21 protein-coding genes and 1 pseudogene are annotated in these 26,000 nt (G+C 63.7%); 12 read left to right on the forward strand and 10 right to left on the reverse strand.

Features of this window, described 5'->3' with window-relative positions:
* The first annotated feature begins 162 nt into the window (after positions 1–162).
* Complete coding sequence (locus tag AB4Z38_RS11095; RefSeq protein ID WP_184735461.1) at positions 163–552, forward strand: hypothetical protein; 390 nt, start codon at positions 163–165, stop codon at positions 550–552.
* 193 nt (positions 553–745) lie between these two features.
* Positions 746–1,003 carry a mycoredoxin gene (locus AB4Z38_RS11100; RefSeq protein ID WP_441429747.1) on the forward strand — a complete coding sequence of 86 codons (258 nt, stop codon included), beginning with the start codon at positions 746–748 and terminating at the stop codon, positions 1,001–1,003.
* Positions 1,004–1,017: 14 nt separating this feature from the next.
* On the opposite strand, the gene AB4Z38_RS11105 is transcribed toward AB4Z38_RS11100, so the two are convergent.
* From AB4Z38_RS11105 to AB4Z38_RS11125, 5 genes are all read right to left on the reverse strand, one after another.
* Positions 1,018–3,318 carry an FdhF/YdeP family oxidoreductase gene (locus AB4Z38_RS11105; protein WP_441429748.1) on the reverse strand — a complete coding sequence of 767 codons (2,301 nt, stop codon included), beginning with the start codon at positions 3,316–3,318 and terminating at the stop codon, positions 1,018–1,020.
* Between the two features lie 102 nt (positions 3,319–3,420).
* Positions 3,421–4,197, reverse strand: coding sequence for a lipoate--protein ligase family protein (locus tag AB4Z38_RS11110; protein ID WP_441429749.1), 777 nt, complete (start codon positions 4,195–4,197; stop codon positions 3,421–3,423).
* Positions 4,197–5,000 carry a thioesterase family protein gene (locus AB4Z38_RS11115; RefSeq protein ID WP_441429750.1) on the reverse strand — a complete coding sequence of 268 codons (804 nt, stop codon included), beginning with the start codon at positions 4,998–5,000 and terminating at the stop codon, positions 4,197–4,199. Before AB4Z38_RS11115 ends, AB4Z38_RS11110 begins: the two co-directional genes overlap by 1 nt.
* A 32-nt stretch (positions 5,001–5,032) precedes the next feature.
* A complete protein-coding gene (locus AB4Z38_RS11120; protein WP_441429751.1) occupies positions 5,033–5,521 on the reverse strand; it encodes a DedA family protein in 489 nt (162 codons plus the stop codon).
* A 73-nt stretch (positions 5,522–5,594) separates the two neighbouring features.
* On the reverse strand, positions 5,595–5,789 hold the full coding sequence (locus AB4Z38_RS11125; RefSeq protein WP_059389323.1) for a DUF1918 domain-containing protein: 195 nt from the start codon (positions 5,787–5,789) through the stop codon (positions 5,595–5,597).
* Between the two features lie 186 nt (positions 5,790–5,975).
* On the opposite strand from AB4Z38_RS11125, the gene AB4Z38_RS11130 reads away from it, so the two are divergent.
* On the forward strand, positions 5,976–6,794 hold the full coding sequence (locus tag AB4Z38_RS11130; RefSeq protein WP_441429752.1) for a PDDEXK nuclease domain-containing protein: 819 nt from the start codon (positions 5,976–5,978) through the stop codon (positions 6,792–6,794).
* 57 nt (positions 6,795–6,851) lie between these two features.
* Here the strand turns inward: AB4Z38_RS11130 and AB4Z38_RS11135 are convergent, their stop codons facing one another.
* The 3 genes from AB4Z38_RS11135 to AB4Z38_RS11145 are packed head-to-tail and all read right to left on the reverse strand — an operon-like array spanning position 6,852 to position 9,882.
* Complete coding sequence (locus AB4Z38_RS11135) at positions 6,852–7,883, reverse strand: tyrosine-type recombinase/integrase (protein ID WP_441429753.1); 1,032 nt, start codon at positions 7,881–7,883, stop codon at positions 6,852–6,854.
* Positions 7,880–8,815: a tyrosine-type recombinase/integrase gene (locus tag AB4Z38_RS11140; protein WP_441429754.1), complete on the reverse strand. Its 936-nt coding sequence runs from the start codon at positions 8,813–8,815 to the stop codon at positions 7,880–7,882. The genes AB4Z38_RS11135 and AB4Z38_RS11140 overlap by 4 nt, the downstream gene beginning before the upstream one ends.
* Positions 8,812–9,882, reverse strand: coding sequence for a tyrosine-type recombinase/integrase (locus AB4Z38_RS11145; RefSeq protein WP_441429755.1), 1,071 nt, complete (start codon positions 9,880–9,882; stop codon positions 8,812–8,814). Before AB4Z38_RS11145 ends, AB4Z38_RS11140 begins: the two co-directional genes overlap by 4 nt.
* Before the next feature lie 234 nt (positions 9,883–10,116).
* Between AB4Z38_RS11145 and AB4Z38_RS11150 the strand changes: the two genes are divergently transcribed.
* Both AB4Z38_RS11150 and AB4Z38_RS11155 read left to right on the forward strand, forming a co-directional pair.
* Positions 10,117–10,668, forward strand: coding sequence for a PDDEXK nuclease domain-containing protein (locus tag AB4Z38_RS11150; protein ID WP_441429756.1), 552 nt, complete (start codon positions 10,117–10,119; stop codon positions 10,666–10,668).
* A gap of 136 nt (positions 10,669–10,804) precedes the next feature.
* On the forward strand, positions 10,805–11,224 hold the full coding sequence (locus tag AB4Z38_RS11155) for a hypothetical protein (RefSeq protein ID WP_441429757.1): 420 nt from the start codon (positions 10,805–10,807) through the stop codon (positions 11,222–11,224).
* Here AB4Z38_RS11155 and AB4Z38_RS11160 read toward each other — a convergent pair.
* Together AB4Z38_RS11160 and AB4Z38_RS11165 are read right to left on the reverse strand one after the other, a co-directional pair.
* Positions 11,213–11,869 (reverse strand): DNA alkylation repair protein, encoded by a 657-nt coding sequence (locus AB4Z38_RS11160; protein ID WP_441429758.1) that lies wholly within the window; start codon positions 11,867–11,869, stop codon positions 11,213–11,215. The genes AB4Z38_RS11155 and AB4Z38_RS11160 overlap by 12 nt on opposite strands.
* Before the next feature lie 28 nt (positions 11,870–11,897).
* The gene (locus AB4Z38_RS11165) at positions 11,898–12,872 is read right to left on the reverse strand and encodes a dienelactone hydrolase family protein (RefSeq protein ID WP_441429759.1); all 975 of its coding nucleotides are present in this window, start codon (positions 12,870–12,872) and stop codon (positions 11,898–11,900) included.
* 105 nt (positions 12,873–12,977) lie between these two features.
* Here AB4Z38_RS11165 and AB4Z38_RS11170 point away from each other — a divergent pair, with 105 nt between their 5' ends.
* From AB4Z38_RS11170 to AB4Z38_RS11200, 7 genes and pseudogenes are all read left to right on the forward strand, one after another.
* Positions 12,978–13,868: a ribonuclease Z gene (locus tag AB4Z38_RS11170; RefSeq protein WP_441429760.1), complete on the forward strand. Its 891-nt coding sequence runs from the start codon at positions 12,978–12,980 to the stop codon at positions 13,866–13,868.
* 140 nt (positions 13,869–14,008) lie between these two features.
* A complete protein-coding gene (locus AB4Z38_RS11175) occupies positions 14,009–16,771 on the forward strand; it encodes a PAS domain S-box protein (protein ID WP_441429761.1) in 2,763 nt (920 codons plus the stop codon).
* Positions 16,772–17,358: 587 nt separating this feature from the next.
* Entirely contained in the window at positions 17,359–18,189 is an 831-nt protein-coding gene (locus AB4Z38_RS11180) for a hypothetical protein (RefSeq protein ID WP_441429762.1), read from the forward strand.
* A 274-nt stretch (positions 18,190–18,463) separates the two neighbouring features.
* Entirely contained in the window at positions 18,464–21,631 is a 3,168-nt protein-coding gene (locus AB4Z38_RS11185; RefSeq protein WP_441429763.1) for an efflux RND transporter permease subunit, read from the forward strand.
* Positions 21,628–22,092, forward strand: coding sequence for a hypothetical protein (locus AB4Z38_RS11190; RefSeq protein WP_441429764.1), 465 nt, complete (start codon positions 21,628–21,630; stop codon positions 22,090–22,092). The genes AB4Z38_RS11185 and AB4Z38_RS11190 overlap by 4 nt, the downstream gene beginning before the upstream one ends.
* A gap of 1 nt (position 22,093) precedes the next feature.
* Positions 22,094–25,285, forward strand: a complete 3,192-nt coding sequence (locus tag AB4Z38_RS11195; RefSeq protein ID WP_441429765.1) for an efflux RND transporter permease subunit — start codon at positions 22,094–22,096, stop codon at positions 25,283–25,285.
* A gap of 76 nt (positions 25,286–25,361) precedes the next feature.
* A pseudogene (locus AB4Z38_RS11200) lies at positions 25,362–26,000 on the forward strand (HNH endonuclease signature motif containing protein); the annotation flags it as partial.

Genomic DNA, 26,000 nt, shown 5'->3' on the forward strand with positions numbered 1-26,000 from the left:
CGGGCCGCGAGGGAGGCCCTGCCGGTACCTGTATCAGCACGTCTTCCGGCTGGTAAGGGCTGATTTTGGCCGCAGACCCGATCAGATCCGGCCGACGGCAAGGCTCGGACAAAACCCGGATCAGGGGTGGACGGCTGAGGTCGCACAGAGCAGGATTGAGCCATGAGCATCCATGAGGCACTTCTGAAGCAGGCCAGCATCACCGCCACGGAAGCCACGCTCGTGGCGAAGTTCGAGATCGAGGGCAACATCCCTGGTTCCGGCGCCTTTGTCGTCGGCCTGGTCGCGGCCACTCCTGATTATTCCTCTCAACGAAGACTGGGCATCGAGTTCATGAACGGGGAGGCGATCGCCTTCTTCTCGTTCAACCATGACCAAAGCGCCGAAGAGAACTACGACCTCAAGGGTGTTGAGCACTCGGGGAACACCATTACGGGCCATTTCCCTCTCTCTGCTATCAACGGCCTTGGCAAGGGACACGTGATGACGGCCTTCAGTGAAGCCGACGGCCGCGAGTTCCAGTCCGGCGTCGCCGTCGAAGAGTCGCTCTAGGATCGGCTACTAACGGTCCCGGGGAACCGCGCGTCGATTTCTAGTCTTCGGGCGTGCGCGGCGCGATGCGTCGCGCCGTTTCTATGTGCGCCCGTACGTGCGCCGTGTCATGTGACACATGCGCGCGAAGGAATAGCGCCTGCCGGGTTACCGTTGACGCGAGTAGTTCATAACAAAGACGACAGGAGAATCCGTGGACTTCACCCCTGAATCCGGCACGATTACTATGTTCTCGACCACTTGGTGCGGTTATTGCAACCGCCTCAAGAAGCAGCTGGACGCCAAGGGCATCGGCTACAACGAGATCAACATCGAAGAGGTTGAGGGCACTGCCGCTCTCGTGGAGAAGCTGAACGGCGGTAACCAGACCGTCCCCACGGTCCTCTTCCCGGACGGCACCGCGGCCACCAACCCTTCCGCAGCCGAGGTCGAAGCGCGCCTCGCCGCCTGACGCCCACGAGGGAGTTATCCGGGTGGTGCGACCGGTTCCAGGCGCACCACCACGGATTTGGACGCGGGAGTGTTGCTGCCTTCGGCGGTCGAATCCAGCGGCACAAGGACGTTCGCCTCCGGGTAATAGGCAGTGACGCAACCGCGCGCTGTCGGGTACGCGATCAGCCGCAACCGGCGCAGGACCCGGTCCACGCCGTCGTCGGCTTCGCTGTGGACATCCACATAGCCGCCGTCGGCAAGGCCCCGATCAGCCAGGTCGTCGATGTGCGCAAAAAGCACCATGCGGCCCTTCTTCACACCCCGGTAGCGGTCGTTCATGCTGTAGGTGGTCGTGTTGAATTGATCGTGGGAGCGCACTGTCTGGAGCAGCAGGCGCCCTTCCGGGACGTGGAGGGTCTCAAGCTCGTTGACCGTGAACATCGCCTTTCCCGTGGCGGTGGGAAACTTCCGCTCGTCACGGGGGCCGTGGGGCAGGACGAAACCGTCACGGCTCCGGGCTTTCTGGTTGAAGTTTTCGAAACCAGGCACCACGTGGGAAATGTGTTCGCGCACTGAGTCGTAGTCCGCCTCGAAACCTTGCCAATCAACGGGGACTTTATCGCCGAGTACCGTCCCTGCCATGCGGCACACGATCGCCACTTCGGACAAGACTTTGTCGGAGATCGGCTCCAGCCTTCCCGCCGAACGGTGAACCGCGCAGACGGTGTCTTCGACGGTGACGAACTGCTCGCCGCCGGCCTGGCGGTCTATTTCCGTGCGGCCCATCGTCGGCAGGATCATCGCTTGTTCCCCGACGACGGCGTGGGAACGGTTGAGTTTCGTGGAAATCTGGACTGACAGGCGGGTCTTGCGGACGGCTGCCTCAGCCGCAGCGGTGTCCGACATTGCATGCACGAGGTTTCCACCGAGCGCCACGAGCACCTTGATCCGGCCGTCCCGCATGCCCCGGATGCTGTCCACGGAATCGACGCCCGGGTGCCGTGGCGGGTCGAAGCCGAATTCCTGCTGCAGGGCGTTAAGGAACGGTTCCGGCATCTTCTCCCAAATGCCCATGGTGCGGTCGCCCTGGACGTTGCTGTGCCCCCGGATCGGCGACGGGCCTGCGCCGGGTTTGCCGATGTTCCCCCGGAGCAGGAGCAGATTGACGATCTCCTTGATGGTCGCCACGGCCTTCTTGTGCTGGGTCAGGCCCATGGCCCAGGTGACGATGACCTTTCCGGCACGCAGGTAGCGGGACGCGAGTTCGTCGATTTCCTCGGTCCGCAGGCCCGTTGCGGCAAGGACGTCCTGCTCATCCAGGCTGTCGATATGGGCTTGGAACTCTTCGAGGCCTTGGCAGTGCTCCTCGATGAACGCATGGTCCAGTACTGCCCCGGGTGCCGCCCTCTCCGCGTCCAGGACCCTCTTGGAGACGGCTTGAAGCAACGCCATGTCGCCTGCGAGGCGGATCTGCAGGAACTGGTCTGCCAAGTCCGTTCCTTTGCCCACCAGCCCACGGGGCCGCTGCGGGTTCTTGAAGTTGATGAGTCCGGCTTCCGGAAGCGGGTTCACGGCCACAATGCCGGCACCGGCGAGCTTTGCCTCTTCCAAGGCGGTGAGCATCCGAGGATGGCAGGTCCCTGGGTTTTGGCCCATGATGATGATCAAATCAGCCTTGGCAAAGTCCGTGTAGGTGACTGCGGACTTGCCCACGCCCAGCGTCTCACCGAGCGCCACCCCGGTGGACTCATGGCACATATTGGAGCAATCGGGCAGGTTGTTGGTCCCGAAGGCGCGAACGAAGAGCTGGTAGACGAACGCGGCTTCGTTGCTCGTCCGGCCGCTCGTATAGAAGGTGGCTTCGTCGGGCGATTCCAGGGCATTCAGTTCACGGGCGACAATCCGGAACGCATTGTCCCAACTGATGGGACGGTAGTGGCTCGAACCCGCAGGTTTGAACACGGGTTCCACGAGCCTGCCCTGCTGTCCCAGCCAGTATTCGGAGCGCCCGGCGAGGGAATCGACGTCGTTCTCGTCCCAGAAAGTGGACGGAATTTTGAGCGGATCAGCCTCCCACCCAACAGCCTTCGCGCCGTTCTCACAGAACTCGGCCAGCTTCCGCTCCGGAGGATCCGGCCAAGCGCAGCTCATGCAGTCGAAGCCATCCTTCTGGTTCATCGCCCGCAGGGACTTCCAGGTGCGGGACGGCCCCATCTGGCTCACCGCCCGGGGCAAGGAGTCCACCAGGCTGGGAAAACCCGCGGCGGATCGCTTCGGCGGACCAACGGTAAGGTCCGCGTCGGAATCGTGGACAACGGATGGCTTCTTGTCCATTGCTCTACCTCGCTTCAGGAGGGCGGCAGATTCCATTCCGGGAGGAAGCCACCGCCCGGTCCACTTGGTTGTGGCCTCAAGCGTAGTCCTGGCGGTATTCGTCTACAACGGCGTGCTGGTGCTCGTTACAGGGAGAAGGCTCTGGAAATCGCCGTCGATGAGTTCGGCGTACTCCGCGTAAGCCGCGACAACGGCGTCTTCCACCGTGGGTACGTCCAGCTGCGGCAGAAGGTCATTGGCCGCCCCGGCAGTGGCGGGATCCCACTCCAGTCCGAGGGCTCCGTAGCTGGCAGTGAGGACTTCGCGGATGGGTGCGGAGTTCTCGACGACGATCACCGAACTGAACAGCCATCCCCCGGAGACCACCCTCTGGGCGGTGCCGACGAGCTTGATCTGGTGTGTTGGAAAATCCGGGTCGAGGCCGTGGACGCTGAACTCACCCGGGCAGTACTCCCCGGGGATCTCGCCGACGGCGGCCTGGACGCCGACGCGGCGGAGCGCGCCCGCCAGGAGCTCGCCAAAGAAAGAGAAACGGGCCTTCGCCCCGGCAATCGCGTCGGTGTGCGGCTCCACATGGTCGATCACCAAGGTGCCCCGGTGGTAGGCCGCTGCCCGGCCACCCGCCTTGCGGATCAATGGTTCGAAACCCAGGTCCCGGCAGGCCTCGGAGGCGGCCTGGAATCCCGGCAGCTTGGCATCGCGTTGCCCGAACGCCACGGTAGGGCGGGGCCGGTACAAACGCAGCGTTGGCGCCAGCAGCCCCCTGCGGGCACGGTTGAGGAGCTCGATCCCGAAGTCCAGGTCATCAGCGACGCCAAGCGATTCTTCCTGACGCACCACCGTCAGAGTGCGCTGCTCCCCGGTGCCCTCCCGGGCCATCAGCCCTTCCTCAGCGTGAGGATCTGCTCAGCGCGGCCGAAGGGTCCACTGATGTCGTGGAGCACTGTGGAGGTAAGTCCGATGCCGTCATCGCCAAAGGAGACCATGTTGTCCAGTCCCAGCCATTCCCCTGCCGGTTCGCGGTACATGTGGACCTGGAGGTCGAGGTTGGGGAAGATGTAGCTGTTCTTGCCCGGTGAGACGCGGGCGGCGATACCGTTGGCGGTGTCCACGAGTCCGACGAGCCTCGCGAGGTCACGGCTGTCGGCTGCATCAGTCAGCGGATGCTCCGTGCGGATCCAGACCTTGCCCGAGCCCGCCCGGTGTCCTTCTGCTATCCGCATTTCCAGGGACCGGATATAGCCGCCGGGCCACACGCTCGCGCCGTCCCAGGGTTTGCATTCGTCCGGGGCCGGCATGGCGACGTCTTCTATGGCGGCGACGGCACTCGTGTCGCTCGTGGCCATGCGCCAGGCGGTGGCCCGGATGGCCACGCGTCCTGCCGCCGAGAGTTCCGCCTGGATCAGTTCAATCGTCCTGCCCGGGCGGAGCGTGCTGGTGGTGACTTCGAATTCGCCGCCCGGGATCAATCCCAGGATTTCGTAGCTGAGGCGGGCCATCCGGACGTCATCGCGCGGCTCATGGCGGAGCAGGGCATCAGCCATGATGCCCGATGCGGGCGCCATGTGCTGCTCGTGCGGATTCCATGCGCCCTGGGCGTGGATGGTCGAGCGGAACCGCCCGTTTCCGAGCGATTCGTAGTAGAAGTCGCCTTCCGCAAGGTCCGGAAGCTCAATACTCAACGCCTGCCCTTTCGCCGGTCCGGTAATGGAACTCAGACCACTGTATCTTCTGGCGCCACAGCCGTCCGACGTCGGCGCCGCATGACCAGGCAGACTGCGAGGCCGGCAAGGGAAAGGACCAGGAGAACGGCGGCCAAAGGGGAGGCCGCCATGACGGCGAGCCACGCATCTATGGCCGCCAGCCCGATCGTCGCGTAGACGAAGGCCCAGACGCCGGAGCCGACTATTGCCGCAGGGAGATACCGGCTCAGTGGCATTCTCGCAGCCCCCGCAGCCAGGTTGACAGCCGTTTGGAGTCCGATCGTTAGGAAGGTCAGTACGACGGCGTAGGGGCCAAAGCGCTGAATCAAGACCTGCGCTTTGCTTGCCCTGGGGCGATGCAAAGCGCGTGCGAAACGCGTGCGTTCCATTCCAGCTGCTGCGCCGCGGCCGATCCAGTATGTCGCGTTGACCCGGACCATGACCACAGCGAAGAGTGCCACAAGGGCAACTTCAAAGGGCAGGTCAAGGATCTGGTCCACGCGCACCCTCCCCCCGGTCGTCTCCGCAGCTAAGTCTTACCTTAGCTCAACGCGAAGACGGCCGGCCCTGGGGTTACGAACTCCCGCCTGTGCGATCGATCGTGAAATCACCACCCGGATACAGGATGGTCTCGTGGCCATCATCAAAACGCACGAAATACGGCGGCGCACCATTTGCTCCGCGGACTTCGATGATCTCGCCGTGCCGGTCGGACGCCCCGACCGTTCTGCCATGAATGATGATCCGATCTCCCTGGGCTGCTTCCACAGGAACCACCTCCCAGCATTCAGATTACGAGTGTTGGGGCGTCGTGGGAACAGGTTGCAGGGGCCCATCCAATTGGCCGGGCGGTGGCACGACCCAGCGCCTAAAGTGTCAGCCCCCTCCCCTACGTTTGACGAAATGGTCGCCGAACCGGCCGCCGTACCCAGTCGCGTTAGAAGAGGGCAGCCAGTGCAAAGTCAAGAACTGAAACCGGAACAGAGCACGACGGCGGCAGGAGCGGCGTCGTTCGCGGCTCCCCCCGCGCGCACCTCCATGCCGGACTGGTATCCCGAACTGCTTGCCAGTGTCGCCAAGGAAGTCGGCACGGGACGTTCGCGGGCTATTTCCGCAGCGAACAGGGCGCTGCTCGCTTCCTATTGGTCCATCGGCCGGCAACTGGCACAGCGGGAATCAGAGCAAGGCTGGGGCTCGAAGGTCGTCACCCGCTTGTCAGCGGACATACAAACCCGGTTCCCTGGCTCGAAGGGATTCTCGCCGAGGAACCTCCGCTACATGAAGACTTTCGCCCAGGCTTGGCCGGAGTTCCCAATGTTGCAAGCGCCGCTTGCAACATTGCCCTGGTACCACCAGATCGCGCTGCTTGAGAAGCTCGACGACGCCGCGACCCGCCTGTGGTACGCAGCGGCCGCCGTCGAACACGGATGGTCGCGCAACGTTCTTGCCCATCAGATCGAAACGCGCCTCCATGAGCGCTCCGGGCAGGCGATTACGAACTTCAAGACCACCATGATGCCGGCGGACTCCGACCTTGCCCAACAAGCCACCAGGGACCCGTATGTGTTCGACTTCGTCGCCATGACCGACCGCCGCAATGAGCGCGAACTGGAGCTTCAACTCGTCCAGCATGTCGAGAAGTTCCTCCTGGAACTGGGCCAAGGCTTCGCCTTTGTCGGCGAGCAAGTCCGATTGGAGATCAACGGCGATGAGTTCTTCGCCGATTGTTCCGATTCTCGGATTATTCCGAGGACGGTTGGTGTGGCCGCCTGAAGGGCGCGTGACCTGGGGAAGGGCTGCGCCGGTTCCCGCGGTTATCGGGATAACGCCTCAGTCGGTGAGTCCGCATAGTCGCTGGATGATGTCCTCGTGGTCGTGCCAGATGGGCACGGCTGGCGGACTGGTGCTGATTCCGCTGGTGGCTTTGGCGAGGGCTTGACGTTTCATTTCAGTGTCGGCGTGTGCGTAGATGAGCGTGGTCTCGGGGTCAGCGTGACCGAGCCATTCGGTGAGCAGCGCCAGAGGCATGCCTGCTTGGTAAAGCTGCATGGCGCGGGAGTGGCGCAGCATGTGCGGGTGAACCTTCTCGGGGATTTCGGGGCAGCTTTCACGGGCCTTGGCGGCGTGCTGACGGAGGAACCTGGCAACGTTGTCGTCGGACATGGACGTCTTGCGGTGCCTGTGGATCGTGTAGAACAGCGGCTGTCCAGGGTCGAAGTCGGCGTGGAAGGCCGCGGTGTAGCGGCGACAGTGGGCGGCGGTTTCGGTGTTGATGGGCAGACGGCGGGGTTTGGATCCTTTCCCGATCAGGTCGACGGTGAGCCGTTTGGTGTCAATGTCGCCGAGGGTCAGGGCGAGCATCTCGGCGTCGCGGGCGGCCAGGTCATACATGAGGATCATGAAGAACTGGTCCCGCAGGCCGGTCGTGGTGCTGGCGTCGGGGGACGCCAGGAGAGCGGTGATAGCGGTGGTCGTCATGTAGCGAACGGTCGGTGTTGCCGGGGTCTTCAGTTGGGGGATGCCGTTGAGGTCGGCCAGGTGCATGGCCAGTGTCGGCTCAGCGGTGGCGGCGTATCTGAAGAAGGAGCGGATGCAGGCCAGTCGCTGGTTGTAGGTCGTCGCCGTCCAGCCGCGCGTCGTCCTCATGTGGTCGAGGAAACCGATGACGCAGGCACGGTCGAGGATCGTGAAGGTGATCTGGCTGAGTGGAACCTGACGGGTATCGGCGAGGTGGGCCAGGAGCATGTTCCAGGTGTGACGACAGGAGGTGATGGTGCGGGGGCTGGCGCCGCGTTGTCGGGGCAGGAACACGGTGAACCACTCGCGCAGGTGCCGGTAGAAACTGTCGGTTGGCGTGGTCATGGCGTCACCTCCGGGATGATTCCTGCCGTGCCGGTCAGCCCTGTTGCGGACAGACGCTCGGGCAGCAGATGTATGTAGTACGCGGTTGCGGAGTAGGTCTCGTGGCCCATGTAGGCCGACAGATACGGCAGCCACACGTTGAGGTCGCGGCCTTCCTCAACCCAGCGCGTCAGGGTGCGGGTGGCATAGTTGTGGCGCAGCGTGTAGGGCGTGGAGCCGGGTGCTAAGTCTCCAGCGATGGCGCGGCAACGGTGGTAGGAGGCTGTCAGCCAGCGGCCCGGGTAGGGCTGTCCGGGGTGGTCTTCGAAGAAGAACTCCCGGCCGGGGCGGCGCAGGTTCGCCAGATCGTCGAAGCGGGCAAGCAGGGCGGCCATGCCAGCGTCGATCGGGACGCGGCGGTCCTTGTTGTACTTGGTCCGTTCGATCATCACGATCGCCTTGTCGAGATCGACGTTGCGGCGGTGCAGCCGCCGGGCTTCCTGCGGCCGTAACCCACAGCCCAGCATCAGCCGGAACACCACAGGGATGGTGTACTCGCGAAACGGGCTGGCCGAGCAGGCAGTGATCGAGTCGGCTGCCGAGAAGAAGGTGGTTAGCTCCTCGTCGGTGAAGATGTGGGGCAGGCTCCTTGCGTGGTGGCTGATCCACTCGGCAGGCAGCACGAACGCCTCAACGTCGACTATCTTCAGGTACTTGCCGAACTCGCGGATCGCGTGGGCCTTGTAGGCAGGCCATTCTGTACGTGTGCCTTCCTCACACCAGGCCGTCACCAGCTCCCGCGACAGAATCGTCTCGCCGGGCCGACGGGTCACACAGAACCGGTCGAAGCTCGTCATCGGATAGACCAAGGTCTTCGCGTAGCCCAGACCGACTCGCCATTCGAGCATCGCCTCGATGTGTGCCGCGAAGCCGCTGCTGAATGACGCGCTCACCGCAGGCCCTCCATGGTTGGAACGAAGCGGTCCAGAGGCAGACAGCACTCCCGCAGCGACTCATCTGCCAGGGCAATGTAGCGCCTCGAGGAGGCGAGCTGGCCGTGGCCAAGTACCTGTGCGGCCAGCTCCAGCTCGGCACCGGACTCGACCAGACGAGTGCCCGTCGTGCGCCGCAGGGCGTGGAAGGTCTTGCCGTCGTGGGCCTGGTGGGACACTCCGGCTTTGTGGAGCCACCGATTCATGATCAGCGCCCCGGTCGGGCCGCTCAGCTTCACGAACGGGGCGTAGACACGGACGAAGACCTCAGGCGTCTCGCACACCGGTCTGCCATGCAGGACCCAGTCGGCAATCGCGTTGCCAGCTTCTGCCGACAGCGGCAGTGTCAGCGGTGCTGACGTCTTGTGCTGGACCAAGTGGATCTCATCCCGACGCCAGTCGATCTGGTTCAGCCGTAGCGAGACGATGTCGCCACAGCGCAGCCCGGTCGACAACGCCAACCGGACCATCGCGTAGTCCCTTTTCCCGCGCGGGGAGCCAGTCTCGATCGCGGCGAGGATCCGGCCGGTCTCCTCGGGCGTGAAACACGGCAGGGCCCGTGCCCGACGCGGCCCGACCCTTGCCAGCATGGCCTGGACCTTCAGCTCCGAGCTGCCCTGCTGGTTGGCGAACCCGAAGAACCGCTTGAGGGCCCACACGGTGTTGCCCATGCCCGATGTGTGACGGGGCCCGACCGCGACGAGGAAGCCACGGACATCATCAAGCGTCGCCGCTCCGAGAGTGCGGCCGGCGCTGTCCAGGTAGCGCAGGAACTGGCGCGCCTCGCAGACCGCCAGGCGTGCCGAGCTCGATGCCAGCTCGCTGCGCAGCGACCCGGCGAAGGCAATGAGGACCGACTCCCCAGTCGTGCTCAGGCCGGACGCCGGTCTGCGCCGCCGCCAGACCACGACCCCGGTCTCCTGAAACTGCAGCATCATCCTGGCTGTCTTCTCCAGCGCCGACCGCATCGTAGGACCGATCTCCCCACGGCGCTCCCGCTCGTCGATGGCCGCCAGGAACGCCTCCACGGCCTGTTCTGTCAGCCGATCGATCCCTCGGCCGTCGCAGAACCTAATCACAGCGTGACAGCAGCTTCGGTAGTACCTGACCGACTCATCCGCTAAGCCGATACTCGCGGTTTCCGCCAGCACGCCCTCAGCAAGCGTTGATAACCCCTTCTCCATGACCCGGACCTCCATCGGACGGTCGCGGCCACTCCGAATGGGCCGCGATCCCACCACGATGCACAGGAAACCCCTTCGATGGACAGGAAACGCCCCGGACCAAGGCGCCCGCGCTCAGCCTCGAAGCACGACAGGATTATTCCGACCCACACGGGAGACTGTCGAGGTCAGGGGCCTGCCCTCGCAGCAATCCGAATAATCCGAGAATCGGAACAATCCACGTTATTCCGAGCTCGGAATAACGCCGATCTCCTCTTCTATCACTTGAAGCTCCGCTGCTATGTTGTCATCGAGCTCAAGGCGGTGAAGTTCGAGCCCGGATTTGTCGGCCAGCTCGGCATGTACATGTCAGCTGTCGACGATCTTCTGGCGCATCCGGATGACAAGCCAACCATCGGCCTCCTGCTCTGCAAGGAGAAGAACAACGTGGTGGCCGAGTATGCGCTGCGGGGAATCAACCTGCCCATCGGCGTCTCGGAATGGCAGAGCAAGATCATCGAGTCGCTGCCAGAGGAACTCGCTTCAAGCCTGCCAAGCATCGAACTCCTGGAGGCAGAACTGGCTGACGAACCGGCAACGGTCGCGGCCACGGGACGTGCCCCTGCCGTGGAACCTGAACGCAAGCTGTGAATTCGGCCTTCGCCCGTTTTTGTGTTCAATCTGCGGGATTCAAGGCGTACACCCGGATCTGACCACGATCACGTCCGCGGCCGCCAGCGCGGAAATCTGCAACGGCAAATCGACGCTGGAGAACTGGGGATTCCAGGTGAGTGACGTCGCCTATCCCTTTGCAGCAGAAAACGCCGCTGTCCAGACTGAGGTCAGGGACTGCGGATTTGCGAGCGGACGGGGGCTGGGAGATATCCGCTCTCCCGCGAGCTGCCCGGACTGCCCGTTCGCAGAGACCCTTCCTCCGGAAAACCCCCTGGTTACCAAAGCGCCAGACGAAGTAGACAGCACCTGGACCCTACAGAATCTGGAAGGTTTGGTCACCAATGCCGAAAGCACTGGCGGGTGGCTTGAGCTGACTTTCCACCATATCGCGGTCGGAACTGATCCCACGCTGACCATCAACCCGACGCTCTTTGACACGTTCGTCACGTGGCTGGCTGCGCGTACCGCTAACGGAACGACTTCGGTCAAGACCGTTTCCCAGGCCTTGGGGGCAACAAGCTCAAGCGGCTGACGATGGGAATTGGAGCTCAGGCCGCCGCTTGGCAACCTCATTCAGCACGGCGTCAACCGCTTCCCTGACCACGTCCGCCTCCCCGCCCGATTCAGGAGCGGCATCCAGCGCGGCCGTGGCGCGGCGTACAAATGCTTCCCAGTCACCGCCCCCGGCACGGAACGCCCTCAGCGGTGACATCAGGGCGGCGCGGCACAGCCACTCGTCAGGTTCCTGCGCCCAACGATCCAGCACGCCGTCGGCGCGCGCCCTGGGTTGCCCTTCCAGCCCGGCGATCAATGGTCCGATCACGTCGACAGCTAGCGGATCGACTAGTTCGCGCAGCCTTCCTTCACGGACAAAACCCTCGAGGCGCGTCAGATCGGTATTCGTCAGCAGATGGACATTGGACTGCAACAACACGATTGCCGCGAGCCTGCGTTCGAAAACGGGCGTCTCCCACAATTCCGAGCTCAAGGCAGTGACTTCGTCGTGCGCGAGTCCCGGGTGGCGGCGGAGGGCATCGCGGACAGTTCCACGGATAGCCCCGATCGAGGACCCGTATTGACGTAGCCCGTCTCCCAGCCGTGCGCGTGCCTCCTCTGCACGGATCCAAGTGCTTTCACGGCGCAAGGCCTCATCGATGAACTCGGCGGCGTCACTCACACGAACATTCTTTCGCAATAGTGTCCGGTCAGACGTACTCGCCAAACCAGGCCAGCATGTCCTGCCAGGCGGCTGTCGCCTGCGTTTCGTTGTACCGCTCGCTGGTGTCGTTGTGGAAGGCATGGTCGACGCCGGGATAGACAGTGAGCTTGTGGCGGACGTCGGTGGCCGCGAGCGCATCCCGAAGTGCCGGCATTGCGCCGGTGATGCGCTGGTCGAGTTCGGCATAGACGCCAAAGACGGCCGGTTTGATGGATGGAACCTTGTCCAGCTCGGGTGCGGGGCCATAGAAGGCCGCTGTGGCTTTCAGCCTGGGTATCTCGGTAGCAGCCTGCCAGGTGATCCCGCCGCCAAAACAGTAGCCGTTCATCGCGATCCGCTCGCCGTCCACGAAATCCAATGACCGGAGGTAATCGAACCCCGCGGAGAAGTCGGAAACATGGCGCCCAGCGCCTGCCTTTGTCAGCGCTCCGGGGACGGCGTCGGCTTCCACGCTCGGCGTGCCTCCTTCCCTGCTGAGAAGATCCGGGGCCAAAGCGACGTACCCGGCCCTGGCAAAACGGCGGGCCACGTCCTGGATGTGCGGGGTAAGTCCGCGGTTCTCATGGCAGACGAGCACCGCCGGTCCCGCATCGGCCCCTTCAGGCCTGGCAAGGTAAGCGCTGATCCCGGTTCCGCCCGCCGGGAAGCGGACAGTAACCGTCACAAGTCCGGATGCGCCTTCAGGTACGGAAAGCGGACTCTTCGCCCCCGGTACTGGCCCGGTAGTCGCCGTCGCCGGGGGCCGGGCGGACGAAGCTTCGGGGCTTGGCATGGGATCGGTGCTTCGCGGGACCTCATCCGGAGCACATCCGAGCTGCAGCATCGTCGAGGAGGCGGCAGCCATGCTCCCGGTGATAAATACGAGCCGACGAATGAACGCTCGCTGCGACATGTCTCCCGAGCGGTAGTCATCGAAGAATTCCTCGACCAGGTACTTTTCAAATTTGCCGAGCTGGATCATGGAAGGCCTCCTGAGTTTGCCGCATATCCTCCTCCCAAGACCGTCACCGGGCAAGGGTGCCCAAGATGATGGGTGTAGCCGCCAAGTAATGAGACACTCGGTTCCATGCGTGAATTCGTGGTTCTCGGCACCGCCTCCCAGGTCCCGACCAGGACCCGCAACCACAACGGATACGTGCTCCATTGGGATGGCGAGGGTCTGCTCTTCGATCCTGGCGAAGGAACCCAGCGGCAGATGATCCAAGCCGGAGTCTCGGCCAGCCAGATCACGCGTATCTGTATTACCCATGTCCACGGCGACCACTGTTTCGGGCTGCCCGGCGTGCTCTCGCGAATGGCACTGGACCGGGTGGAGCATCCAATCCATTTGCACTATCCCGCATCCGGCGAGGACATGATCCGCGCCCTCGTGGCTGTCGCGTCGCCCGGCATCGACCTTCGGCTTCATCCGCACGGCGGCCCCGGTCCTATTGCCGCAGGAGTGGAGGTGCGCCCGCTGCTCCATCGGATCGAGACATACGGCTACCGGGTCGTCGAGCCCCAAGGGCGCAGCCTTCTGCCGGAGCGGCTTGCGGCAGCCGGGATTACAGGATCGGATATCAGCCTCCTGCAGCGGGACGGCAGCCTGGGCGGCGTGCGCTTGGAAGACGTAAGCGTGCCGAGGCCCCCACAGAGCTTCGCCTTCGTGATGGACACGGCGCCATGTGACGGTGCCGGGGAACTCGCCGAGGGGGTGGACCTTCTCGTGGCTGAGTCCACTTTCAGCGACGACGACGGCGCCCTGGCCGCGCAGTACCGCCACCTCACCGCCGGGCAGGCAGGGGAATTGGCTGCCACCGCCGACGCGGGCATGCTCATCCTTACGCATTTCTCCTCGCGCTATACCGACGTCGGACTGCTCGCGGAGCAAGCCCGGGCACGGTCCGGCGGGGCTGCCGTCATTGCCGCGAACGACCTGGACAGGGTTCCCTTTCCGAAGCGGCAGCGGTGGTTGTAGAGGACGCGAAGTACAGGGCAGTTTTATGATGCTTTCGGGTACGTTCCCGGATACTCTGTCCGTGGGGAGGGCCACACAGGCACACCTAGGCGTCCGCCGATGTGGGCGGGCTTGTCATCTATTCAGCTCTGGGGGCCGAAATGACAAACGAAGTGCGGCCGCTGGATCGCTTCGGCTCTTTTAGCGGCCTGGTTGAGGCCGTGCCGGACGCTTTGCTCGTGATCGACGCGGACGGTCAGATCACCTTCGGCAATGCCTATTCGGAGCAGCTCTTCGGCTATTCGCGTAGCCAGCTGCTGGGCAAGCATTATGAAATGCTGCTTCCGGCGCGGTTCAAGGGCCAGGGCGGCGCCATCCGGGACCTCTTTGCCAGTGATCCTGGAATACGCCGGTCCGGGACTGACCTGAAACTGTTCGGCCACCATCGTGACGGAAGCGAGTTTCCCATTGAGGTCAGCTTCGCTCCCCTCGGCGTCGGACCGGCCATGCAACTCGTCGCCTCGATCCGCGAAGTAAGTGACCGCAGCCGCGTGGATGCCGAACTCCGTGATGCCCTCTCCCTTCTCAGTGCCACCCTGGAGTCCACAGCCGACGGCATTCTTGTTGTCGCGGCAGACGGGACTATCGCGGGGGCGAACGAGCGGTTCGCCGAGTTGTGGGGCATCCCGACGGAGCTTCTGGAGTCCCACGACGACGGCCGGCTGTTGGCTTTCGTCCTCGACCAGCTCACGGATCCCGATGGCTTCATAGGCAAGGTCCAGGAACTGTACGCCGATCCGGGCGCGGAGAGCCTGGACATGTTGGAATTCCGTGACGGGCGGACGTTTGAGCGGTATTCCCGGCCCCAACAAGTCGGGGACGAGATCGTGGGACGGGTCTGGAGTTTCCGTGACGTCACGTCCCGGCAACGCGCACAGGACCAGGCGCGGGAGGCGCTCGCCCAAGTGGAGGGTCTGGCCGCCATCGTTGAGTCCTCGGCTGACGCGATCATCGGTATGACGCCTGAGGGCATCATCACCAGCTGGAACCCCGGAGCGGAGAAGCTGTACGGATTCACCGCCGTTGAAGCGAGCGGGCAGAACGTCCGGCTCCTCATTCCGGACTACCTCCAATCCGAGGACGAGGTGCTGGCCGCCGTCCAGAATGGCGGACAGGCCCGTAGCTTCGAGACAGACCGGATGCGTAAGGATGGTTCCATCGTGCCCGTGTCCCTGACGGTTTCCCCGATCCGCGGCGAACACGGGGTCATCGGAATTGCGACCATCGGGCAGGACATTACCTCTCGGCGTGCCGCTGAAGCGGAACTGTTGGCCGCCAGGGAGGCGGCCCTGGAATCCAGCAGGTTGAAGTCCGAGTTCCTCGCGACGATGAGCCATGAGATCCGAACCCCCATGAACGGAGTCATAGGCCTGACAACGCTGTTGTTGGACACCCCGCTGGATGAAGCACAACGCAAATACGCCGAAGGAGTTCAGACCGCCGCCGGAGCTTTGTTGACCCTGATTAACGACATCCTGGATTTCTCGAAGTTGGAAGCAGGGAAAATCGACCTGGACATCACCTCCTTCGATCCGCAATACCTGATGGAGGAAGTCGCCTCGCTGCTGGCCGAAGCAGCCCAGGGCAAAGGCCTGGAACTCATCGCGTATTGCCACCCCGATGTTCCCGCACAGCTGGCTGGTGACGCCGGCCGGATCCGGCAGATTCTGTTGAACCTGGCTTCGAACGCCGTAAAGTTCACGTCTTCCGGTGAAGTCGCCATCCGGGTGAACGTCGCGGACCAGGACGCGAGAACCGCGCTTGTGCGATTCGAGGTCAGCGATACCGGTATAGGCATCGATGCTGCGGATCATTTGCGCTTGTTCGATTCGTTCTCCCAAGCGGATGCCTCCACCACGCGTCGGTACGGTGGAACCGGGCTGGGGCTCGCCATCTGCCGGCGTCTGACGGAGGTGATGGGCGGGGACATCGGTTTGACCAGTACCCCTGGCGAGGGAAGCACGTTCTGGTTCTCTCTCCGATTGCCTTTGTCCAAGGAAGACGGGCGGGTTCCCGACCGTCCGGTCCTGAGCCTACTGGCGGGTCTGCGCGTGTTGGTGGTCGACGATAATGCCACCAACAGGTTCGTGTTGGAATCGCAATTGAACACGTGGGGGCTGCGGCCGGACGCAGTAGCGGACGCGCGCACGGCCCTCGACCGGTCACGGACGGCAGCCGCCGCAGGGAAACCCTTCGACGTTGCGCTGCTCGACATGTGCATGCCGGACATGGACGGCCTCGAGCTTGCTCGCGAGTTCTCGAGCGACCCCGCCCTGCGGGGCATCCGGCTCATGATGCTGACCTCGGCGTCCCAGGTATCCAAGACCGATATGACTGATGCGGGAATCAGCGAATGGCTCACCAAACCTTTACGCGGCTCAGAACTCTACGACCGCCTGATGCGGCTCGTAGCTGGCACCCCAGCGATCGACGCGGCGTCCGCACTTGCACGGCCACCGAGGCCGGACAGGCCTTCGAAAGGAAGAATCCTTGTAGTGGAGGACAACGAGGTGAACCAGCTCGTCGCCCGTGAAATGGTTGCCAAACTGGGCTACCAAGCCGAGGTGGCTGCCGATGGCGCCGAGGCTGTCTCCGCCATCGCCGCCCGCTCCTATGCGGCTGTGCTCATGGATTGCCACATGCCGGTCATGGACGGTTTCGAGGCCACCAGGAGCATTCGGGCGAGGGAGAACCGCTCCGCGCACCTGCCCATCATCGCCATGACCGCAGGAGCCCAGGACGAAGACCGCGAGCGCTGCCTAGCAGCCGGTATGGACGACTACCTCAGCAAACCCGTCGATCTGGCTGCCTTGGATGAAGCCCTGAATCGGTGGGTTCCCCCGCGGGAAAGCCCCCTAAGCTGACCTGTGCCAGGAAGTGAAGAAAGCCCTGCTTACGTAGGGTTCTCCGCGTGTTTGGCCGCCCCTGCCTGGAAAACGAGTAGGCGGCACTCGTGCCTCTGGGCCGGGAAAGATGTTGAATTAACACAGGAACACATCCGCGGCTTGAGACAAACCAGCCGGCCCTCCGGGACCGGCATTGGACGGGGCCGACGGCGGGAGGGTCCCTGGAGCCCGGGGCTCGGGGCTCTCTACCCCAGACGCCGCCGGCCCCCCGGGGTTGCCCAAGGGACCCCGCTCGCCACGTCAGGTTTGTGCGCCGTCTGTTCTTTTTTTGCGCCGGCCGGAGCACAATTGAAAAATGTTGGACCGTGGCCGGTGCGGCATGAAAAACTCTCTCCCACTGTCCCGGTCCTCCTTTCATCAGCCTGTTGTGAAAGGACGCCGAGATGTTCCAGCCAAGCAAACGACTAACGGCGTTGGGATCCGCACTCGTGCTGTTTCTGGCAATGTCCGCGGTGGCGTCGTGTTCCGGGCCAAGCGGTACGCCTTCCCCGGCCACGTCAAACGGGACGCCGACAGGGCCGACGTCGGGGTCAGCCTCCCCAACTGTGACCCCGACAGTGACCTCGGACGCCGCGGAGTTCTGCGGCGCAGGGTCCGCCATCCACTTTGACCGCTCCGCCTTCCAGTCGACGCCCAGGATTGACAACAAGTGGTTTCCGCTGAAGCCCGGCATGCAGTACACGACGAAGGGCACGGTCAAGAGTGCCGATGGCACCTCCGAGCGCACCGTCGTCCACTCCGTGACCGGACTGACAAAGGTGATAGACGGCGTGAAGACCCTCGTGATGTGGGACCGGGACTACTTCGACGGGCAGCTGGTGGAATCCGAACTGGCCTTCTTTGCCCAGACGGAGAAGGGAGCGGTCTGGCTCTTCGGGGAGTACCCGGAAGAGTACGAGAACGGCACGTTCACCGGCGCGCCCCGCACTTTCATTCACGGCATTTCCAAGGCCCAGGCAGGGATCGCCATGCAGGGTCAGCCCCTGACGGGTACCCCCGGTTACGTCCAGGCCCACGCACCCGACGTGGGCTTCCTGGATTGCGGAACTGTCTTCAAGCAGCACGAGCGGGTATGCGTCCCCGCCGCATGCTACGACGATGTGTTGGTCGTTGATGAATACAATCCGCTGGAACCGTCTGTGGGCCACCAGCAAAAGCTCTATTCAGCGGGCACTGGACTGGTGAAAGTCACAGCGGTTGGTGGTGCGGAGCAGGAGTCATTGGACCTGATCAAAGCGGAGGCGCTCGCAGACTCCAAGCTGAGTGAGATCAATCAGCAGGCACTGGAACTGGACGGGCACGCCTACCAGGTCAGTGCAAGTGTCTACGGCACAACGCCCCACGCCGAGGTTGCGACGCCGGGCTCCGGCGGCTAGTTGGTGCCATTACCGCTATCACTTGTGAAAAGATAAAAAATTCCCTGTTATTTTCCTGAGAATCCTTGCATGGAGCGTTGACCCGGGGTTTGCCCGGGATCATTATTGACGTACACGTCTGGGGGCGCTTTGGCACAGCTCCAAGGAGCCGCGTGGTGGACAGGTACCGGGGATCTAACTTTTTCATCGGGCACTTACGGGAAATCGGTTCTGGAGTGTCTCCTCCCCGCTATGGCTTCTCTGTCATGGCGCCCGAAGAACCGGGCAACCGGCCATGATGAGCACGATCCTCGGGTGGGTCCTCCAGTTCCGGTTTCTGGTCCTCGCATTGGCAGCGGGGATCCTGGGTTTCGGCTTCACGAGCCTGCCGGGCATGGCAGTGGATGCCTTCCCGGAATTCGCCCCTCCACAGGTTGAAATCCAGACTGAGGCCCTGGGGCTCTCCGCCGCGGAAGTTGAACAGCTGATCACTTCCCCCATGGAGGCGGACCTTTTGAACGGTGTGGCCTGGGTGGAAGCCATTCATTCCACGTCCGTCCCGGGCCTGTCATCGATCCAGATGGTGTTCAAGCCGGGGACTGACCTTTTTCGGGCCCGCCAGCTTGTGTCTGAACGTCTGACCCAGGCACGCGCGTTGCCGAACGTATCTGCCGCGCCCGTCCTGATGCAGCCGCTCTCATCGACGAGTCGTGTCATGATGATTCGGCTGACGTCCAAAGAGATGTCGGCCATTGACATGTCTGTTCTGGCCCGCTGGACCTTGAAGCCCGGCCTCCTGGCGGTGCCCGGCGTCGCCAACGTGGCTATTTGGGGGCTCCGCGACCAGCAATTGCAGGTCCTGGTCGATCCTGAGCAACTTGAGGCCAAAGGGGTGACGCTCGACGAGGTCATTACTACCACCGGCAACGCCGTGTGGGTGTCGCCCTTGAGTTACCTTGAGGCATCCACACCCGGCACCGGCGGCTTTCTGGAGACCGGCCACCAGCGGCTCGGAGTTCAGCACGTCCTGCCGATCACCACACCCGAGGATCTGGGCCAAGTCAGCCTGGAGGGGCCGGCCGGAAATCTGGTGTTGGGCGATGTCGCCCACGTCGTGACCGATCACCAGCCGCTGATCGGGGATTCACTTTCCGGCCAGGATGCCGAATTGCTCCTGGTCATCGAGAAGTTCCCGGAGACGAACACGATGGACGTGACCCGGGGCATCGATGATGCGCTCCATTCGCTCCAGCCGGGGTTGTCCGGCGTCACGATCGATGCCACCGTTTACCGACAAGCAGCGTTCATCCAGGAAGAGGTCGGCACGCTTGGTGTCGCACTGCTTGTCTCGCTGCTCCTGATAGCCACCATGTTTGGCGCGTTCTTCCGCTCCTGGCGCACAGCGGTCATCAGCCTGGTCACGATTCCGGTCTCACTGACGGCGGCAGCCTTGGTGCTGTATCTGACAGGCACCGGGATGAACACCATGGTCTTGGCCGGCATGATCCTGGCCTTGGCCGTCGTTGTTGGTGACGTCGCCGAAGATCTCTATGGCGCAGTCCGCGCTGGCAGGGCTGGCGCCGGGTACGGCGTCGGGCCCGGCATCGCGGAGTCGAGCGACGCCGTGGTGACGGGGTCCCTGCGGGCAGTGCGAGCGCCGATTCTCTACTCTCTGCTGATCATGGCGTTGTCTGTGCTGCCCGTGTTCTTTGTCCCGGGCGAAGACGGAGCCCTCTTCGGCCCGCTGCTCCTTTCCTACCTGCTCACGTTGGCTGTCGCGATGATCGTGGCACTGGCTGTAACCGCGACGCTGGTCTTCGTCCTGCCCGTCGGCCGGACCATCGCAAGTGAAGGACGCCGCGTGGGCCGGGTCCACAGCGGATACGGCCGTGCCTTGTCCGTGGTGGCGGGAAAGGCACGGTGGGTTTTCGCGGGCGCGGCGGTCATCGCCCTCGCCGGACTTGCGCTCGCGCCCCAGATGGCCACCGGCCGTCCGACAGTGCCCGTCCTGCCGGACAGGACCCTCGTGGTGCAGTGGAGTGCGATCGCCGGCACATCAGACCAGGAAATGGCCCGGATCACTGATGCGGCCGCCCAAGAGCTCCGGGCACTTCCCGGCGTGGCCAATGTGGGGGGACACGTCGGGCGCGCCATCACCTCGGACCAGGTGGGTGACGTCAGCGCCGGGGAGCTCTGGGTGACAGTTTCCGCGGAGGCCTCCTACCGCGACACGGCGGCGGCAGTCCGGCACGTGGTAGCTGGGTATCCGGGGATGACCAGCAAAGTAACCACGTACCCGCAACAGAAGATCGACCAAATCCATGAGGCTGCCGACCCCGGATTCACCGTCCGGGTTTACGGCCTGGACATGACGACGCTCCGCCAGAAGGCAGAGGAGGTGCGGCAAGTTATGGCCCGGACAGGCGGCGTCGTCAATCCCCATGTCGACGCGCCCGCCCAACAACCAATTGTCGAGGTCCAGGTTGACCTGGCCGCGGCCCAGAAAGCAGGGGTCATCCCCGGCGATGTCAGGCGCGCGGCCGCTGCCCTGCTGCAGGGAATCGAAGTCGGCAACATCTACCAGCAACAAAAAGTCTTCTCCGTGATCGTCAAAGGAATTCCGTCGACCAGGAACAGCCTTACGAGCGTCCGCGAGCTGCTGATCGACACCCCCGGCGGCGGGCATGTCCGCCTCGGCGACGTGGCTCAGGTCAACATGGTCGGGAACGAGGCGGTCATCCTGCACGATGACACCTCGCGCCGGATCGATGTGAAGGCTGAAATTCAGGGGCGCGCGCTCAACGACGTGCAGCAGGACATCGAGAAGGGCGTCCAGCAACTGCAGTTCCCGCTCTCATACCACGCGGAAATCCTCACCCAGTACGCGGAGCAGCAGAATAGCGCCCGGTGGCTGTGGCTGCTGGCGGCGGTCGCTGCGGCCGGAATCCTGGTGCTTCTCCAAACGGCGCTGGGAAGCTGGCGGCTGGGTGCGGCGGTCTTCCTGGGCCTGATTACGGCGCTGTCGGGCGGGGTGCTCGCAGCCCAAATGACGGGCGGAATCAACTCCTTGATCTCGCTTCCTGCCTTCTCTGCCGTCCTGGGCATCGCCGTGCGTGGTTCCATCCTGCTGATACGGCACGCTCGAAGCTTAGGGTCCGAGGACGGCGCGGCCTACGGACCCGCGCTCGTGATCCGAAGCGCTCAGGACCGGTTGATGCCCGTGCTGATGTCGGCCCTGATGACGGCTCTTGCCCTGCTGCCGCTCGCGCTCGTTGGTGGTGTGGTCGGAACGGAAATCATCCAACCGCTCGCCGTCATCATCTGGGGCGGGCTCCTCACCACGACTCTTTTCCTGCTGTTTGTCTTGCCCGCACTGTTGCTTCGATTCGGACCGGAACGGGCGCCTAGGACCGCAACCCGGAACGATTCGCTTCTCCGGGCACAGAGCGAGGATGCACCATGAAAAAGACAGCTTCCCGACGGGGCCACGGGACCAAGGTCCTGATCGCCTTGGTGGTGGCCGCGTTCCTGACGCTGTCGCTGCCGGCCTGTTCCCAGCCGCAAGCCGAAGCCGTGTCTGCCGCAGACGCCCCTGCCACCATGGAAGAAGTCCCGGGGACGGACCTGCACCGCATCACCTTGACGGAACGCGCCGTCGAACGTCTTGGGCTAAAGACCGGGATGGCAGCGTCGGGTCCGCAGGGGAAGCTGACCGTCCCATACGGGGCCCTCCTATACGACAGCCAGGGCAGGACCTGGGTCTACACAAATCCGGAGCTCCGTGTGTATGTCCGTCAGGCGGTAAGTGTCGAGCGAATCGCCGGCGAAGCCGCCTTGCTGAGGGACGGTCCGCCGGTCGGCACGGCGGTGGTAACGCTGGGGGCCGAGGAACTGTTCGGCGAGGAATTCGATACGGCCCACTGAGATGCGTTGGATCATAGGCATCAGCCTCAAATTCAGGACGGTGGTTGTTGCACTGGCCTGCGCGGTGATGCTGTTGGGATCCGCACAGTTGAGCTCAGCGTCCATCGATGTCTTTCCGGAATTCGCGCCCCCGCGCGTGGAAATCCAGACGGCCTGCCTGGGCCTGACCGCGCAGGAAGTGGAAGAGTTGGTCAGCGTGCCGATCGAGGCTTCCCTCAGCGGCGTGCCCGGCCTGGATGAGCTGCGCTCCAAGTCCGTGCCCCAGCTGTCCTCGATCGTGCTCGTCTTCAAGCAGGGTACCGATCTGCTGAACGCCCGCCAGGTGGTCTCTGAACGGATGGCGGCAGTGACCTCCGCCCTGCCCACCTGGGCGGCTCCGCCGGTGATGCTTCAGCCTTTGTCGTCGACGAGCCGCGTGATGAAGATCGGCATGACCTCCTCCAGCCGGTCCCTCATCGAGATGTCCATGCTCTCTTACTGGACGATCCGAGCCCGCTTGCTCCGGGTGCCCGGGGTGGCCAACGTCGCCATCTGGGGTGAACGGCTCCAGATGCTGCAGGTCCAGGTGCAGCCGGACCGGCTCAAGGCTGAAAACGTTTCCCTCAACGAGGTCATGGAAGTCACCGCCGGAGCAGTGGACGCCGGCCTGCTGAAGTATTCCCCCGGCCGGTTCATCGGCACGGGAGGCTTCATTGACAGTCCGAACCAGAGAATGGGCGTCCAGCATGTCCAGGCGGTTTCCAGTCCCGAGGACCTTGCGCAAGTCACGATCAGGGAAAAGGACGGTGTCGCTCTGCACCTTGGTGACGTGGCCAAGGTCGTGGAGGACCACCAGCCGCTCATCGGGGACGCGGTCATCAACAACGGGCACGGGCTCATGCTCATCGTCGAGAAACTCCCCTGGGGAAACACCCTCGATGTGACGAAGGGAGTTGAGGACGCCCTCCGCCAGCTCCAGCCAGGGTTGAGTGGAATCACCTTCGACACCACCATCTTCCGTCCGGCGAGCTTCATCGAGGAGGCGATTTCCAACCTCAGCCTCGCGCTGCTCCTGGGCTGCCTGCTGGTCGTCATGATCCTCGGCGCTTTCCTGTTCCAGTGGCGTACAGCGCTGATCAGTCTCGTGGCCATTCCGCTCTCCCTGCTGACGGCGGCGCTCGTGCTGTACTTCACGGCGAGCTCCATCAACACCATGGTCCTGGCGGGGCTGGTCATCGCAGTTGGTGTCGTCGTCGACGACGCGATCATCGACGTCGAAAACATCGTGCGCCGGCTCAGGCAGCATCGGGCCCTGGGCAGCGGGGAACCGACGGCCTCGGTGGTGCTCAGGGCATCACTGGAAATGCGAAGTCCCATTGTCTACGCGACCTTGATCATCGTTGTCGCGGCTGTTCCCATTTTCTTCCTCGACGGACTGACCGGTGTCTTTTTCCGGCCGCTCGCTGTCTCCTATACCTTGGCCGTCCTCGCCTCGATGCTGGTCGCGCTCACGGTGACACCGGCGCTGGCACTGATTCTGCTCGGCAGGGCGAAACTGGAGCAGCGCGATCCTCCCCTGGTCCGGGTGCTCAAACGCGGATATCACGCCGCCTTGTCCCGGACCATGAACCGGCCCCGCTACGGCTACGCCAGTTTCGGCGCCGTCGCGCTGGCGGGTCTGGTGATCGCTCCCCTGCTGGGCCAGTCCTTGTTCCCCACCTTCAAGGAACGGGACTTCCTGATGCACTGGGTCTCAGAGCCCGGCACATCGGCAGCAGAGGAATACCGCATCTCACAGAGGGGCTGTGAGGAGCTCCTCAAGGTGCCCGGAGTCCTGAACTGCGGAACACACATAGGCCAGGCGTTCACCGCAGACGAGATCGTCGGCGTCAACGCCGGGGAAAACTGGATCAGCATCGACCGCCACGCTGACTACGATAAAACGGTGGCAGCTGTCCAGGAGGTTGTCGACGGCTATCCGGGCCTACACCGTGACGTCCAGACCTACTTGAAAGAGAGAATCGAAGAGGTCCTGACCGGCGCCAGCGAACCAATCCTGGTCCGCGTCTACGGGGATGACCTGAACGTGCTTCGGGACCAGGCTCAGAAGATCAAATCCATTCTTGACCACATCCAGGGCACTAATGAACCCCACGTTTCCCTGGAAGTCGAGGTGCCGCAGATTACCGTCAAGGTGGATCTTGCCGCGGCGCAAAAGTACGGGCTGAAACCCGGCGACGTCAGGCGGGCAGCCGCGACACTCGTGGCCGGGGAAGAGGTGGGCGACGTCTTCCGGGACGGACGTGCCTATGACGTCCAAGTCTGGAGCACACCGGAGACCCGTGCCAGCGTCACCAGCATCGAAGACCTGCCGCTCGACACCCCCAGCGGACAGCGCGTCCGGTTGGCCGACGTCGCCGCTGTCAGTGTGCAAGCGACGCCCAACCTCATTGACCGCACGAACGGATCCCGCCGCGTTGAGGTTGGTTCCTTTATCGATCAGGGGGCGGACCTCGGGACAGTTGTCCGCAGGCTACAGGAAGGCCTCGAAGAGATGAACCTGCCGCCGGGGTACAGCGTCCAACTCCTCGGTGAGTACACGGAACGCCAAGCGGCCACCGAACGCCTGACGATCTTCGCCACAGCGGCCCTGGCCCTGATCTTCCTGTTACTGCAGGCATCGTTCCGGAGCTGGCGGCTGGCCCTGCTTGCGCTGCTGACGCTCCCGATAGCCCTGGTCGGCGGAGTTTTCGCCGCCTACATCACCGGCGGAGTCCTCTCGCTCGGCTCACTCGTCGGGTTCCTCACGGTCATGGGCATCGCAGCCCGCAACGGGATCCTGCTCATCAGCCACTGCCAGCATTTGGAAAAGAACGAGGACGAAGTGTTCGGCCGCGCCCTCGTGTTGCGCGGAGCTGCGGAACGGCTTTCCCCGATCCTCATGACCACCTTGGCTACAGGACTTGCCCTCGTGCCCCTAGTGGTCATGGGCAATATCCCGGGCCATGAAATCGAACACCCGATGGCCGTGGTCATTCTCGGCGGACTCGTCACGTCCACACTGCTCAATTTGTTCATTGTTCCTTCGCTCTACCTCCGTTTCGCAAAAGCAGCGTCCACTCCGAGCGGAGCTTCGCGCGTGGCGCGGAGGGGATCAGCGCTACCTTTCCGGAGATTCAGGCGGGTGGTTCCTTCTCAAGCGCAGGAACCTTAGTTAGCCGAGTGTGTCTTCCGGAGTCGTGCGCTAGCGCCATCATTAAATTGTCGGTGCCTCCTGCGATGCTGTGGGTATGGATGGAAGGACAGCGTGGAGTGCGGAGAGCAGGGCGGCCGTGGAGGCCGTGGCCGCGTCGGTTGCCGTCCTGAGCGCCGTCACGCGGGACGCTGATTCCTTTGAAAGTGCTGATCCGCGTCATGGCTCTGATCCGCTGCGGGGTCTGGCGGATGGTTGCCTGGACGGCCTCGCCGAAGTGGCCCGGCTGGAGGCCCGGACCGCCGCTTTGAAGGCGAGGCTGGCCGCGGACTACGTCCACGCGGCCAGGGCCCTGGCGCCACCGGCGTCCTCACCGCAGGAACGCACCGCACACGAGCTGGCCCTGCTCGCGGAGGTGGCCTGCGTCCTGACCGTCAGCGAACGAACCGCCGGGGCCTTCCTGGCCGACGCCCAGGCCCTGACCATGGGCCTGCCTTTGACGCTGGCGGCCCTGCAGTCCGGGACGATTTCCTGGCAGCACGCCCGGATCATCGTCGACGAAACCGGCGCCCTGGACCCCGCCGCGGCAGCCGGCCTGGAAGCACACTTCCTGGACCCCGACGCACCCAACCCCGCCCGCGGCTGCCCGGCCGGGGACCTCGTCCCGTCCCGGTTCCGGGCCAAAGCACGCACCTGGCGCGAACGCCACCACCCGGTCAGCATCGAAGAACGCCAC

It is taken from the genome of Arthrobacter sp. 2RAF6 (assembly GCF_052115205.1).
Taxonomy (GTDB): Bacteria; Actinomycetota; Actinomycetes; order Actinomycetales; family Micrococcaceae; genus Arthrobacter.